The organism is Asticcacaulis currens, from assembly GCF_028550395.1.
Classification (GTDB): Bacteria; Pseudomonadota; Alphaproteobacteria; order Caulobacterales; family Caulobacteraceae; genus Asticcacaulis; species Asticcacaulis currens.
Window position 1 is genome coordinate 187,293 of the sequence record NZ_JAQQKW010000005.1, and the last position, 14,067, is coordinate 201,359.

Sequence of the window (14,067 nt, forward strand, 5' to 3'; positions counted from 1 at the left end):
CGTCCCCTCCCTATAGAGCAGCGTCCCATGTCCCGACACCCTGAATATCAGTATCTCGATCTGGTGCGCGACATCATGGCCAATGGCGTGACGCGCATGGACCGCACGGGCACGGGGACCAGAGGCGTGTTCGGCCGTCAGATCCGTTTCGATCTGTCGCAGGGCTTTCCGCTGCTGACCACCAAGAAGGTGCACTTCAAGTCGGTGGCGGTCGAGCTTTTGTGGTTTCTGCGCGGCGATACCAATATCAAGTACCTCAAGGATCACGGCGTCAGCATCTGGGACGAATGGGCCGACGAAAACGGCGACCTAGGCCCCGTCTATGGCAAGCAGTGGCGCTCATGGGCGGCACCGGACGGACGGGTGATTGATCAGATGCGCCAACTGATCGAAAACCTGAAAACCAATCCCCATTCACGTCGTCACGTCATTTCGGCGTGGAACCCCTCAGAGGTCGAGGACATGGCCCTGCCGCCGTGCCACTGCCTGTTCCAGTTCTTCGTGGCGGACGGCAAGCTGTCGTGTCAGCTTTATCAGCGCTCGGCCGATGTGTTTCTGGGCGTGCCGTTCAATATCGCCTCCTACGCGCTGCTTACGCACATGGTGGCGCAAGCCGTGGGTCTTGAGGTTGGTGACTTCGTGCACAGCTTCGGCGACGTGCACCTCTATCTGAACCATTTTGAGCAAGCGCACACCCAGTTGTCGCGCGATCCGCTGCCCTTCCCGACGCTGAAACTGGCTCCCAAGACCGACCTGTTCGGCTTCGACTATGCCGATATCGAACTGATCGGTTACCAATCGCACGGGGCGTTGAAGGCGCCAGTGGCGGTGTAATCTCCTCCCCTGCGTAGCGGGGGAGGTGGCGCGGCGCTTGCGTAGCAAGGTCCGCGACGGAAAGGGCATAGCCCTTTCGTTTTCCCCCTCCGTCTCGACGCGCTTCGCTTGCTCGACACCTCCCCCGCTCGCAGGGGAGGAGGAAAAACAGAATGCCCAAGCCCAAACTCGCCCTTATCGTCGCCATGAGCGAAAACCGCGTCATCGGGCGCGACAACGCCCTGCCCTGGCATCTGAAATCCGACCTGAAGATGTTCAAGGCCATCACCCAGTTCAAACCCATCATCATGGGCTCGAACACCTGGGACTCGCTGCCGCGCAAGCCGCTTCCGGGGCGGTTGAACCTCGTCTGCTCGCGTGATCTGAAGTTCGAGGCCGAGGGCGGCATCGTCTGCAATTCACTATTTGAAGCGCTTGATATTGCCCGCGAACAAGCCGCTGACGACGGAGCCGATGAGGTGGTGGTGATCGGCGGGGCCAATATTTACGAACAGACCCTGCCGAAGGCCGACCGTCTCTACGTGACCGAGGTACACACGACGCTGGAGGGCGACGCACACTTTCCGCAGATCGACCCGGCACACTGGAGCGAGGTGAAGTCGGAATTCTGCCCGAAGGCTGAGGGCGACGATTATGACTTCACACTCAAGGTCTATGAGCGGAAACGCATCTAATTATACCTCCCCAGTTTACTGGGGAGGGGGACCGCACGAGCGAACCTAGAGCGTTATTCGCTCAAGTGGATACCGGTTGAGCGTGAAAAAACGCGACAAAACAGGAATTTAGAGCGACATTTCGATTCAGAATGAACGAAATGCGCTCTTGTGAGTGAGATGCGGTGGTGGGGGCTTTAGAAACGCCCCCCTCCGTCACGCCTTCGGCGTGCCACCTCCCCCAGTAAACTGGGGGAGTAGACAGCGTTAGACAAGCGAGGCCAGTGCCGAGCGGTCGAACGCCTTGACGTCCTCAAGTTGCCCGGCGCGGACCTTGTTGAGCCACTGCGGATCGGCCAGCAGCGCGCGGCCCACAGCCACCAGATCGAAGTCCCCGCGCTCCAGGCGGCGCAGCAGTTCGTCAATCCCCTGAGGATTGGCCTGCGCCCCGCCGAAGAAGTTGATGAAGTCTTCGGCCAGACCGACGCTGCCCACCGTGATCACCGGGGCCCCGGTCAGCTTCTTGACCCAGCCGGCGAAGTTGAGGTCCGAGCCTTCAAATTCCGGCTCCCAGAAGCGGCGTTGCGAGGCGTGGATGATATCCACCCCGGCATCGAGCAACGGGCGCACCCAGTCTTCCAGCTCCTGCGGCGTGTGGGTGACCTTGGCGTCATAGACCCCGCCTTTGAACTGCGAAATGCGGATAATCAGCGGGTAGTCGGCCCCGACCTCGGCGCGCACGGCCTTGATGATTTCGGCGGCAAATTTAGTGCGCGCGCCGATCGTATCGCCGCCCCACTGATCGCCGCGCTTATTGGTGCGGTCCCAGAAAAATTCGTCGATCAGATAGCCGTGCGCGCCGTGCAGTTCCACCGCATCGAAACCCAGCTTCTTGGCGTCACCGGCGGCGCGCGCAAAGGCGGCAATGGTGTCGGCCACGTCGGCATCGCTCATCGGTTCCCACTTTTGCGAGCCGTCGAGCGCAATACCCGACGGGCTCTGCTTCGGCTGAGGATCATAGTCGCTGCTGCGCGACGCCGCCGCACCGGTGTGCCAGATTTGCGGCGCGATCAGCCCGCCCTTGGCGTGGACCGCTTCGACCACCTTGCCCCAGGCCGGAAGGGCGTCACCGAAGAAGTTGGGGATACCGGCCTCATTCTTGGAAGCCGGACGCTCGATCACCGTGCCCTCGGTCAGAAGCAGCCCGACCCCGCCCTCGGCGCGCCGCTGATAATAGGCGGCGACATCCGCGGTCGGGATACCGCCCGGCGAAAACTCCCGCGTCATGGGGGCCATGACCACGCGGTTTTTCAGCTTCAGCGACTTCAGGTCAAAGGGGGAGAAAAGAGTGTCGAGCGACATATGGGGGCTCCGCTTAAAAAAGTAACCGCACCGGATATGGTTACGTCTTCAACCGGCGCAAGCACCGACCGTCTGAAAATAAACGTTTGCACGCCGCAAAAGCTGGGTTAGCGTTACGTCAAATATGTCAACCTTATGGCGGGGGCAGGCCATGACAGGAACCGACGCATCCGTGGCGCAGCCGGTGAGCGCTTCCGGCCAACGGCTGGCGACCATCGACATACTGCGCGGTCTGATCATCGTGATCATGGTGCTCGACCATGTGCGCGACTACACCCACATCAGCGGCTTCAAGATCAACCCGCTCGATTTTCAGCAGACCAATACCATCCTGTATCTGACGCGCTGGGTGACGCACCTGTGTGCCCCGACCTTTATCTTTCTGGCCGGCGTGTCGGCGTGGCTGCAAAATGTGCGTGGCAAGAGCGGCGCGGCTCTGTCGGGCTTTCTGCTGACGCGGGGCCTATGGCTGATCGTCCTTGAAGTCACGGTGGTCGGCTTCGGCTGGTCCTTCGCCCTGCCCATGCCGCTGTTTCTGGCCATATTGTGGGCGATTGGCTGGTCGATGATCGCGCTTTCGGCTCTGGTCTGGCTGCCGCGTCGGGCCGTCCTCGCCATCGGGATAGCCATAATCGGGCTGCATGATCTGGCGGACGGCATCAATGCCGATCCGTTGGGTCTGTTCGGCGGGCTGTGGCATTTCCTGTTTCAGGTCAACATCTTCAAATTCGCCGGTTTCGACATCCTGCTGCTCTATCCGGTGCTGCCGTGGATAGGCGTCATTGCCTTAGGCTATGGCATGGGAGATGTCTTTCTTAAGCCCGACCGCAATCGCATTCTGACCCTGTGCGGGCTTGGGCTGTTCATTGGCTTTGTCCTGCTGCGGCTCAGCAATCTGTACGGCGACCCGCGCCCCTGGGCCGTGCAGGCTTTGCCCGCGCACACCCTGATGGACTTTTTCAATGTGGCGAAATACCCACCGTCGCTACTCTACACAGCCGCGACTCTGGGGATCGTCTTCCTGCTGACGCCCGGTCTGGATCGTCTGCCGGGAAAGGTCGCCTCCATTCTGCGCACTTTCGGCTCGGTGCCGATGATGGCCTATCTGGGCCACCTTTACATCATGCACCTTGTGTCTATGGCCGCTCACATGATCGCGGGTCAAAGCCTGGCGACGCAGTTCAACCCGCTGGCCATCGCCTTTTTCAACCCGGCCGCCGCCCCCGACGACAGCTTTTTGCCCCTGTGGGTGACCTATCTGTGCTGGGTAATCACACTGTGCCTGCTCTATCCGTTGTGCCACTACTGGTCAGCGATGAAGCAGCGCCGCAAGGACTGGTGGCTGTCCTACCTCTGAAATCCGACTTGCAGGACGTCTATTCCGGCCACAGCCGTGAGTTATGCAAGACGCGCCAGATAGTGAGACTTTGGCCTTCCACGCTGTAGATCAGCAGATAAGGCAGGCCGTTCAGCACCCATTCGCGTGTCTTCGGAGCACGCCCCGGTCTGCCGCTGTCCGGAAAATCCGCCAGATGTTCCGCCGCCGCCTCTATGGCCTCATCGACCCTCGCGGCCGCCGTTACACTGTCATCGGCAATAAACTGAAACGTTTGGATACGGTCATCAAGGGCCGATGCCGACCACTGAATGATCATTGGCCCTTCGCATCGCGGCGCGCCAGAACCTGAGCCTGAGCCTTGATATCCGCCATGCGGGCGTGGGCGTCCGCATGGGAAACAGGCGGTCGGGGGTCGTCCATGGCTTCGCGGACCTTATCACGAAGCCAGGCGTCATAGCTTTGCGGATCGACGGTCAGCCCGGCGGGCAAGGCCCCTTCATTGGCAATGCGCGTCAACAGAATACGCACGGCGTCAGAAACCGTCAGCCCCATCTGGCTGAGCACAGCCCCGGCCCGTTCCTTGATCGCGCCGTCAACGCGCGCCTGCACCACTTCGCTTGCCGCCATTGCACACCTGCCTCTCAAAGGCAGTGTACTTCATTTGAACGACAAACACCAGCCATCAGGAACGTGAGTTCAGATCACCCCACAACGCCCTGGCCATTTCCGCAAACCGTTCCGCCATCGGGCCATCGCGCAGCGGCGTGGCGCGGTCGGCTGCCTGACGTAAGGCCGGATCGAGCGGCACTTCGCCCAGAAACGGCCGTTTCAGCGTCTGCGCCATCTTTTGCGCGCCGCCGCGGCCGAAGATCTCGATCGGCGTACCGTCGGCGCCGACGAAATAGGCCATGTTCTCGATGATACCTAGCACCGGTATCTGCGTCTTGTCGAACAGGGTCACGGCGCGGCGCGCGTCGATCAGCGCCATGTCCTGCGGCGTCGAGACCACCACCGCTCCGTCGATCAGCGTCTTTTGCGTCAGGGTCAGTTGCACATCGCCCGTCCCCGGCGGCAGATCGACGATCAGCACATCGAGGGGGGTTTCCGCCGTGCCCCATTGCGTCTGGGTCAGCAACTGCGTCAGGGCCTGCGACGCCATCGGCCCGCGCCAGATCATCGCCTGATCGGCATCGACCAGAAAGCCGACCGAATTGACCTTCAGGCTAAAGGCGACCGGCGGGAGCATCTTCTTGTCAGCGCTGAACGACGGCGGCGTGTTGAGCCCCAGCATGACCGGACCCGACGGCCCGTAGATGTCGGCATCCAGCCAGCCGACATTCAGCCCCAGCGCCTTCAGCCCCAGCGCCAGATTGAGCGAGACGGTGGACTTGCCCACCCCGCCCTTGCCGGAACCGACCACAACGACGTACCTGACATGGTCCGGGCGGGTCGTGGCGACCGGGGCCTTCGGCTTGCCCTGATCGGCGGCCTGCGGCGACAGCTTGGCCTGCGGACCGGGACGCGGCGTGTGCGGTTCGGCCACTTCGGCGGTCAGAACGACCTGCGCCTTTTCGATGCCGGGCAGGGCCGCCAGCACGGCCTCGGCAGCCTCGCGCACCGGTGCATAGCGTTCGACCTGCGCCGCCGGCACCTCCAGCATGAAGCCCGCGCGCGTGCCCGATACGGTCAGGCCGCGCACCAGCCCGACCTTGGCCAGCCCCTGCCCGCTCACCGGGTCGATGACCGTATTGAGCGCGTCGAGTACCTGCTGTTTGTCGAGATCGGGCATATTTGTCTTTCCGCTGGGTCTTCAGGGCCGTATAGGCGGAAATAGGAACGACACAACCCCTTTTGCAGACCCTGCCGATGCCAGACCCTCACATTCTGTTGCTGGGCGGCCCGACCGCTTCGGGTAAGACGGCGCGCGCGCTGGATTGGGCGGCAAAGACCGGCGGGGTGATCCTCAATGCCGATTCGATGCAACTCTATGCCGATGTGCCGCGGCTGACGGCACGCCCGGATGCGGCGGAGAGCGCGCAGGCCCGGCACGAGCTGTATGGTTTTTTGCCCCCGGATCAGCAGTGGTCCACCGGTGACTGGCTGCGCGCCGCCCTGCCCTTTATTACTGCCGCACAGACAGGCGAAACGCCCCTGTGTATCGTCGGCGGCACCGGGCTCTATTTCCTCACTCTGGTGCGCGGACTGGCCGAAATCCCGGAAATCGAGTCTGAGGTGCGTGAGCGTGCCCGCGCCACCTATGACGAACAGGGGGAAGACTTTGTGCGCGACACCTTGCGCCAGCTCGACCCGGTCACGGAGGCGCGTCTGGCCCCCCATGATCGCCAGCGCCTGTGCCGCGCGCTGGAGGTGGTGTGGCAGACCGGACGCGCCTTGAGCGACTGGCAGACCGATACCCACCCCCTCCTGCCGCCGGGCAGCTATCGCTTCGACATCCTCAAACCCGACCGCGACGGGCTCTATGCCCGCTGCGACCAGCGCTTTGACCAGATGATCGCGCAAGGCGCGCTGGACGAGGTGCGCGCCCTGATGGACAAGGGCTTACAAGCCGACTGGCCCATTCTGCGCGTGCTGGGCCTGCCGGAGCTTTGGGCGCATCTGAAAGGCGAAATGCCGCTCGATCAGGCGCGCGATCTGGCCAAACAGAAGACCCGCAACTACGCCAAGCGCCAGACGACCTTCTTCGGCAATCAGTTCGCCCGAACCCACGGGTGATAATGAGCCAGAGGGCGCGGTTACGGGATTGCGCCGACTTATTTTATCATATAATTAAACGCTCTGCATTTTCCCTATTGTCTGACTAAAAGGCAGGGTTTAATCAGGCTGTTACAGCATCGGCGCGAACCGCTGCCACATGACTATGGGAAACGCAAACAGCTCCTTGATGGGAAAGGCCTGACGCCATGACTCTCCGCAATTCGTCTGCACTTGCAGCGCTCGTCCTGACGCTGATGGGCGTCAATGCCGCTCAGGCCGCTACCGCCACCAGCGAAACCTTCGGCAAGCTGTCCGACGGCACCGAGGTTAAGGCCGTGGTGCTGAAAAACGGCAAGGGCGTTTCGGCCAAGGTCCTGACCTATGGCGCGACCCTGCAATCGGTGTGGGCCCCGGACCGCAAGGGCAAGGCCGCCGAAATCACCATCGGTTATGACGATCTCAAGGGTTATGTTGAAACCCCGCAATATCTGGGCGTGACCGTGGGCCGCTACGCCAACCGCATCGCCAAGGGCAAGTTTACGCTGGATGGCAAGGAATACACGCTGGCCACCAATAATCATGGCAACCACCTGCACGGCGGCCTGAAGGGCTTTGACAAGGTCAACTGGACGCTGGCCTCGGTCAAGAGCGGCGGCAAGACGGGCGAGGCTTCGGCCACCTTCACCTACACCTCGCCGGACGGCGAAGAGGGCTATCCCGGCACCATGAAGGTCGAGGTGACCTACAGCCTCAATGAAAACAACGACCTGACCATCCATTACAAGGCGACGACGGACAAGCCGACCATCGTCAACCTGACCAACCACGCCCTGTTCAATCTGGCAGGTGTGGGTTCGGGCCGCTCGGCCCTCGAAGCCTCGCTGCAACTCGAAGCCGACGGCTACCTGCCGACCAACGACACCGCCATTCCTTACGGCAATATCGCCCCGGTCAAGGGCACGCCGTTCGATTTCACCAAGCCGGCGGTAATCAATGAGCGCGTGCGCGATGCGCGTGATCCGCAAATCCTGATCGGCCTCGGTATCGACCACAACTACGTGCTGCGCGGCGGCGTGACCAAGACGCCGAAGCCTGCCGTCACCCTGATCGACGCCAAGTCGGGCCGCGGCCTGAAAATCCTCACCACCGAGCCGGGCATCCAGATGTACACCGGCAACTTCCTCGACGGGAAGATTCCGGGCCGCAACGGTCAGGTCACCCGCATGGGCGACGCCGTGGCCTTCGAAGCGCAGCACTTCCCCGACAGCCCGAACCAGCCGAAATTCCCGACCACCCGCCTGAACCCCGGCGAAACCTACACCCAGACGACGGTTCATCACCTCTTCGTCGCCAAGTAATTCAAGAAGTAAAGAATCCCCATACCGATGTCCGACCGCAACCTCTCCCGTTCCCAGACCAAGCTCCGTTCGCGCGCCTGGTTCGACAATCCTGAAAACGCCGACATGACGGCGCTCTACCTTGAGCGTTACATGAATTTCGGCCTGTCGCTGGAGGAGTTGCAGTCGGACAAGCCGATCATCGGCATCGCCCAGACCGGGTCCGACCTCAGCCCGTGCAACCGCCATCACCTTGAGCTGGCCAAGCGTATCCGTGACGGCATTATCGAAGCAGGCGGCATCCCTATCGAATTCCCCGTCCACCCCATTCAGGAAACGGGTAAGCGCCCGACGGCAGGCCTTGACCGCAACCTCGCCTATATCGGCCTGGTCGAAGTCATCTATGGCTATCCGCTGGACGGCGTGGTCCTCACCATCGGCTGCGACAAGACGACCCCGGCCTGCCTGATGGCCGCCGCCACCGTCAATATCCCGGCCATCGCCCTGTCGGTCGGCCCCATGCTCAACGGCTGGTACAAGGGTGAGCGCACCGGTTCCGGCACCATCGTGTGGAAGGCCCGCGAACTGCTGGCCGCCGGGGAAATCGACTATCAGGGCTTTATCAAGCTGGTGGCCTCTTCGGCGCCTTCTACCGGCTACTGCAACACCATGGGCACAGCGACGACCATGAACAGCCTGGCGGAAGCGCTGGGTATGCAGCTCCCCTACTCGGCGGCCATCCCGGCCCCGCACCGCGACCGGCAGGAATGCGCCTACCGCACGGGCAAGCGTATCGTCGATATGGTCCACGAAGACCTGAAGCCGTCGGACATCCTGACCAAGGAAGCCTTTATCAACGCCATCCGCGTCAATTCGGCCATTGGTGGTTCGACCAATGCCCCCATCCACCTCAATGCGCTGGCCCGTCATATCGGCGTGGACCTGAAGATCGAGGAATGGCAGCAGTATGGCGAAGAGGTGCCGCTGCTGGTCAACCTGATGCCGGCCGGCGAATATCTGGGCGAAGACTATCACCATGCCGGCGGCGTCCCCGCCGTGGTGGGTCAGTTGATCAAGCACGGCCTGATCCATGAAAACGCCATCACCGCCAACGGCAAGACCATTGGCGAAAACTGCCGAGATGCGGTCATCGAGGACGAGCGCGTCATCCGCCCGTTCGAGCAACCGCTGAAGCTGGCCGCCGGGTTCCGCGTCCTGTCGGGCAATCTGTTCGACTCGGCGGTCATGAAGGTCTCGGTCATCAGCCCCGAATTCCGTGAGCGCTATCTGTCCGATCCGGCCTCGCCCAACGCCTTTACCGGTCGCGCCATCGTCTTCGACGGCCCGGAAGACTATCACCACCGCATCGACGACGAATCGCTGAACATCGACGAGCACTGCATCCTGTTCATGCGCGGTGCTGGCCCCATCGGCTATCCGGGTGCCGCCGAAGTCGTCAATATGCGCGCCCCCAACTACCTGTTGAAGCGCGGCGTCACCTCGCTGGCCTGCATCGGCGATGGCCGTCAGTCGGGTACGTCGGGTTCGCCCTCCATCCTCAACGCCTCTCCCGAAGCGGCGGCGGGCGGCAACCTCGCCATCCTGCAAACGGGCGATCAGGTGCGCGTCGATCTCAACGACAATACGGTCAATGTCCTGATCTCTGACGCGGAAATCGCCGAGCGCCGCGCCGCGCTTGAGGCCGCCGGTGGCTTCCAGTATCCGGCGCACCAGACGCCGTGGCAGGAACTGCAACGCAGCGTCGTCGGTCAGATGGGGTCGGGCATGGTCCTCGAAACCGCCGTCAAGTATCAGCGCATCGCTCAGGTCGGGGCCGGTGTGCCGCGAGACAATCACTAAACCCACGTCTGCTACGGCTTGATTCACCGCCGGAGGCCGCGCCTCCGGCGGTTTTTCATATCGGCACACGGCTGATTACGATTTAGCCTTATACTCACAAGTGTTTTAACGGTCCAAAATCGTATCCGTGATGATTTTATATACACTATATTACCGCAAAAAATAATATAGCGCCTCCGTATCAAGTGAAATAATTCCAGTAAACACGATCTTTACACTTAATCCTGTACACATGAGGCAATCGCGTTCTGTGTTTGCGGGTGCTTTCCTATGTCCATTCGTTTGCGTCTGATGGCCCTGATCGGCTCGTTCGGTATCACGGCCCTGCTCATCACCGGTCTCGCCCTGGTGTCGCTGCAACGCTACAAGACGATGATGACCGAGTACGGGGCCGCCTACGAACACGCTTACGACATCGAACGCATCAATCACATGGTCAGCAATGTCGTGATGGAGTCGCGCGGCATCTACCTGTCGCAGGACACGGCTGAGGCCAGGGTGTTTAGCCATCGCCTGTCGCACAATCTCGATGAACTGGACGGATTGCTGAACGAGTGGCGGCAGTCAAAAGACCCGGAGGAGCGCGCCCGCTACGCCGAAATCGAACCGGCGGTCCGTGACTTCCTCACCAAACGCCGTGACATGGTCAGGCTGACCGATGAGGGCAAGATCGCGCAGGTAACGGCGCTGGGCAAGGCCGGGCGCGAAGACCGCATCCGTCTTCAGCAGACACTCGACACACTGGTGGCCGAAGCGCACAAGGATCTGGCGCAGACCCAGGCCGAGGCGGCGGCTTTTTCGGAACAGCGCGGCCGGACGTTTCTGATCATGGCGCTGGTGTCGATTGCGGGCATACTGTGTCTGTCGGCAGTCGCCATCATGCACTTTATCACGCGCCCCTTGCGCCACGTTGCCGGAACCATCATCAGCCTGTCGGAAGGCAAGCTCGATACACCGGTGCCGGAAGAGACCGACGACAAGGGAGAGGTGGCCGAACTGTGGCGCGCCATCGCCCGGCTCAAGGCCCACGCTATCGAGGCGGAAAAGATCGTCGAGGCTCAGCGTGAGGCCGAACGCCTGCAAGCGCTGGAAGCCCGTCAGCTGATACTGGACTGACCCGATTTACGGTAAATGGTCGAACGGTGGATACCCAGTGCCCGCGCCGCCGCGCTGACATTGCCGCCATGCGCTTCAAGCGCGCGCCGGATGGCCGCCGTCTCCACATCGTCCAGCCGCCCCTCGGTCAGTGGGGCTAACGCCGGAGCCGTCCCGTCTTCCTCCCAGCGGGCATGATAGAGCCGCCCTTCGTGGTCGCGCAGGTGCAGCGCGCCGGGCCGCAAGCCCCCGGCATCAAACAGGTCGTCAAAGCGCAGGCTGTCGAGATCGTCCCAGTTACGCCCGGTCAACGACAGGCCACGGCGATTGGCGGCGACCACCACCCCGTCACGGAAGACCAGAATACCTTCCCGCGCTGCCCCCAGCAGGCTGGAATCGCTATGGAAACGTAGGGTCTGGCACGACTCGAAGCCTTCGCGGAACAGGCGGTGTTCGATCTGTTCGACCGCCAGCCGCATCAGACCCAGCATATGACCGCCCTGCATATGGGCAGGGGTCGAGAGGTCGAGCACCCCCAGCACCGCGCCGCGCGGGTCGATAATCGGAGTCGCGGCGCAGCTTAACACGCGGTGCGCCTGAAAATAGTGCTCGGCGCCATTGACGGCCACCGGGCGGCGCTCGGCAATAGCGGTGCCGATCGCATTGGTGCCGGTACCGTCCTCGCTCCACAAAACGCCGGGCCGCAACGCCACCTCCGCCGCCTTGCCCGCAAAGCCCGGATCGCCGACGGCATCGAGGATTTCGCCGCGCGCATTGGTCAGGATAACGATGCCGGAAAGCTCGCGTGCCTCGGCGTGCAGGGCGTCCAGTTCCGGGCGCGAGATACGACGCAAAGCCTCGTGCTTTTCATGCAGCAGGCGCACATCGCTGGTCGAAGGGGCTTCGGTGCGCGGATCAGCGGCGGCGTTCAGCCCCATATCGGCGCAGCGTATCCACGAGCGCAGTATGGCGTGTCCTACCTGATCCACGGGCAGGCTGTGCTTCTCGAAGAAGGCCTTGCGCGCCGCCTCGACGCGGATCGGATCGGTGGTCATGGTTTCCTGCCGCATTATCGTTCGTTGCAGGCATCATGCGCCCGCTTTGGGCATCTGTCATCTGTCGCAAAATGCGACATATTCGACACCTGTGACGCAGCCTGCGACAGCGGGGATTGGCGGGGTTTCACAATGCGCGTGATGCTGCGGCGCATCATGTTTGTCCGTGCTTGCGACAGGCCTTCGCTGGGGCGCAGGCTGGGTGCCTCAGGGGTTAACACCAGATAAGGACAACTCGCATGACCAAGCATGAACGCGATCTCACCGCCGCCACACCCTTCAAAACCCGCTACGGCAACTTTATCGGCGGGGAATGGGTCGAACCGGTCAATGGCCGTTACATGGACAATATCTCCCCGGTAAACGGTCAGAAGCTGTGCGAAGTGCCGCGCTCCGACGCGCAGGACATCGAGCGCGCGCTGGATGCGGCCCACAAGGTCAAATCAGCCTGGGGCCGCACCTCGGTGACCGAGCGCTCCAACATCCTTCTGAAGATCGCCGACCGCCTCGAAGCCAATCTCAGCCTCGTCGCCGAGGCCGAAACCTGGGACAATGGCAAGCCGCTGCGCGAAACCACCGCCGCCGACATTCCGCTGGCCATCGACCATTTCCGCTATTTCGCCGGCTGCATCCGCGCGCAGGAAGGCTCGATCGGCGAACTGGACCACGACACGGTCGCCTATCATTTCCATGAGCCGCTGGGCGTTGTGGGTCAGATCATCCCGTGGAACTTCCCCATACTGATGGCGGCATGGAAGCTGGCCCCCGCTCTGGCCGCCGGTAACTGCGTGGTGCTGAAGCCCGCTGAACAGACCCCGGCCTCGATCCTTGTCGTCGCCGAACTGATCGCCGACCTGCTGCCGCCGGGCGTTCTCAACATCGTCAACGGCACCGGCATCGAGGCGGGCGCGCCGCTGGCCAAAAGCCCGCGCATCGCCAAGATCGCCTTCACCGGCTCGACCGGCGTCGGCAAGGAGATCATGCGCTCCGCCGCCGACAACCTGACCAACATCACGCTGGAGCTGGGCGGCAAGTCGCCCAACGTCTTCTTCGCCGATGTGATGGACGAAGACGACGCCTTCCTCGACAAGGCGCTGGAAGGCTTTGCCTTCTTCGCTCTCAATCAGGGCGAGGTCTGCACCTGTCCGTCGCGGGCTCTGGTCCACGAGTCGATCTATGACACGTTTATGGAAAAGGCCATCAAGCGCGTCGAAGCCATCACGCAGGGCGACCCGCTGAACATGGGCACGATGATCGGCGCTCAGGCTTCTCTGGAGCAGTACGAGAAGATCCAGAAATATCTCGATATCGGCAAGGCGGAAGGCGCCAAGGTGCTGACCGGCGGCGACGCCAACCATCTGTCCGGCGACCTGAAGGACGGCTTCTATATCAAGCCGACCATCTTCGAAGGCCACAACAAGATGCGCGTCTTCCAGGAGGAAATCTTCGGTCCCGTCGTTTCGGTTACCACCTTCAAGACGGTGGAAGAGGCTATCGAAATCGCCAATGACACCATCTATGGTCTGGGTGCCGGTGTGTGGAGCCGCGACATGAATACCGCCTATCGCGCCGGTCGCGGTATAGAAGCCGGCCGCGTGTGGACCAACTGCTACCACGCCTACCCGGCCCACGCCGCCTTTGGTGGCTACAAGCAGTCGGGCATCGGGCGCGAAACGCACAAGATGATGCTCGACCACTATCAGCAGACGAAGAATATTCTCGTCTCCTATCAGCCGGCCAAGCTCGGCTTCTTCTGATCGGAAATGCAAAAGCGCGGTGGGTGTTGAAGCCCCCGCGCTGTTTTTACGCGCGCCCAT

At 62.0% G+C, this 14,067-nt stretch carries 13 protein-coding genes; 8 read left to right on the forward strand and 5 right to left on the reverse strand.

All coding sequences use genetic code 11. The annotated features are described in order from the left end of the window. Positions 1-27: 27 nt before the first annotated feature. Both PQU94_RS10210 and PQU94_RS10215 read left to right on the forward strand, forming a co-directional pair. Entirely contained in the window at positions 28-834 is an 807-nt protein-coding gene (locus PQU94_RS10210; protein WP_272741363.1) for a thymidylate synthase, read from the forward strand. Between the two features lie 152 nt (positions 835-986). Then, on the forward strand, positions 987-1,508 hold the full coding sequence (locus PQU94_RS10215) for a dihydrofolate reductase (protein WP_272741364.1): 522 nt from the start codon (positions 987-989) through the stop codon (positions 1,506-1,508). Positions 1,509-1,754: 246 nt separating this feature from the next. On the opposite strand, the gene PQU94_RS10220 is transcribed toward PQU94_RS10215, so the two are convergent. Then, positions 1,755-2,849 (reverse strand): NADH:flavin oxidoreductase, encoded by a 1,095-nt coding sequence (locus tag PQU94_RS10220; protein WP_272741365.1) that lies wholly within the window; start codon positions 2,847-2,849, stop codon positions 1,755-1,757. A gap of 151 nt (positions 2,850-3,000) precedes the next feature. On the opposite strand from PQU94_RS10220, the gene PQU94_RS10225 reads away from it, so the two are divergent. Further along, positions 3,001-4,206 carry an acetyltransferase domain-containing protein gene (locus PQU94_RS10225; protein WP_272741366.1) on the forward strand — a complete coding sequence of 402 codons (1,206 nt, stop codon included), beginning with the start codon at positions 3,001-3,003 and terminating at the stop codon, positions 4,204-4,206. A 19-nt stretch (positions 4,207-4,225) separates the two neighbouring features. Here PQU94_RS10225 and PQU94_RS10230 read toward each other — a convergent pair whose 3' ends face one another. Genes PQU94_RS10230 through PQU94_RS10240 form a run of 3 tightly spaced genes read right to left on the reverse strand, consistent with a single transcriptional unit; the run spans position 4,226 to position 5,977 of the window. Then, a complete protein-coding gene (locus tag PQU94_RS10230; protein ID WP_272741367.1) occupies positions 4,226-4,504 on the reverse strand; it encodes a type II toxin-antitoxin system RelE/ParE family toxin in 279 nt (92 codons plus the stop codon). Continuing rightward, positions 4,501-4,815 carry a type II toxin-antitoxin system RelB/DinJ family antitoxin gene (locus PQU94_RS10235; RefSeq protein ID WP_272741368.1) on the reverse strand — a complete coding sequence of 105 codons (315 nt, stop codon included), beginning with the start codon at positions 4,813-4,815 and terminating at the stop codon, positions 4,501-4,503. The genes PQU94_RS10230 and PQU94_RS10235 overlap by 4 nt, the downstream gene beginning before the upstream one ends. Positions 4,816-4,870: 55 nt before the next feature. Then, entirely contained in the window at positions 4,871-5,977 is a 1,107-nt protein-coding gene (locus tag PQU94_RS10240) for an Mrp/NBP35 family ATP-binding protein (RefSeq protein WP_272741369.1), read from the reverse strand. Between the two features lie 77 nt (positions 5,978-6,054). On the opposite strand from PQU94_RS10240, the gene miaA reads away from it, so the two are divergent. The 4 genes from miaA to PQU94_RS10260 all read left to right on the forward strand — a co-directional run bounded on the left by miaA (position 6,055) and on the right by PQU94_RS10260 (position 11,216). Then, a complete protein-coding gene (gene miaA / locus PQU94_RS10245; protein ID WP_272741370.1) occupies positions 6,055-6,921 on the forward strand; it encodes a tRNA (adenosine(37)-N6)-dimethylallyltransferase MiaA in 867 nt (288 codons plus the stop codon). A 188-nt stretch (positions 6,922-7,109) separates the two neighbouring features. Beyond that, positions 7,110-8,261, forward strand: coding sequence for an aldose epimerase family protein (locus PQU94_RS10250; RefSeq protein ID WP_272741371.1), 1,152 nt, complete (start codon positions 7,110-7,112; stop codon positions 8,259-8,261). A gap of 27 nt (positions 8,262-8,288) precedes the next feature. Continuing rightward, the gene (locus tag PQU94_RS10255) at positions 8,289-10,100 is read left to right on the forward strand and encodes an IlvD/Edd family dehydratase (RefSeq protein WP_272741372.1); all 1,812 of its coding nucleotides are present in this window, start codon (positions 8,289-8,291) and stop codon (positions 10,098-10,100) included. 270 nt (positions 10,101-10,370) lie between these two features. Further along, complete coding sequence (locus tag PQU94_RS10260; RefSeq protein WP_272741373.1) at positions 10,371-11,216, forward strand: MCP four helix bundle domain-containing protein; 846 nt, start codon at positions 10,371-10,373, stop codon at positions 11,214-11,216. Here the strand turns inward: PQU94_RS10260 and PQU94_RS10265 are convergent. Next, positions 11,198-12,250 (reverse strand): helix-turn-helix domain-containing protein, encoded by a 1,053-nt coding sequence (locus PQU94_RS10265; RefSeq protein ID WP_272741374.1) that lies wholly within the window; start codon positions 12,248-12,250, stop codon positions 11,198-11,200. The two genes, PQU94_RS10260 and PQU94_RS10265, sit on opposite strands and share 19 nt — an antisense overlap. Before the next feature lie 239 nt (positions 12,251-12,489). Here PQU94_RS10265 and adh point away from each other — a divergent pair, with 239 nt between their 5' ends. Continuing rightward, on the forward strand, positions 12,490-14,007 hold the full coding sequence (gene adh / locus PQU94_RS10270) for an aldehyde dehydrogenase (protein WP_272741375.1): 1,518 nt from the start codon (positions 12,490-12,492) through the stop codon (positions 14,005-14,007). Positions 14,008-14,067 lie beyond the last annotated feature (60 nt).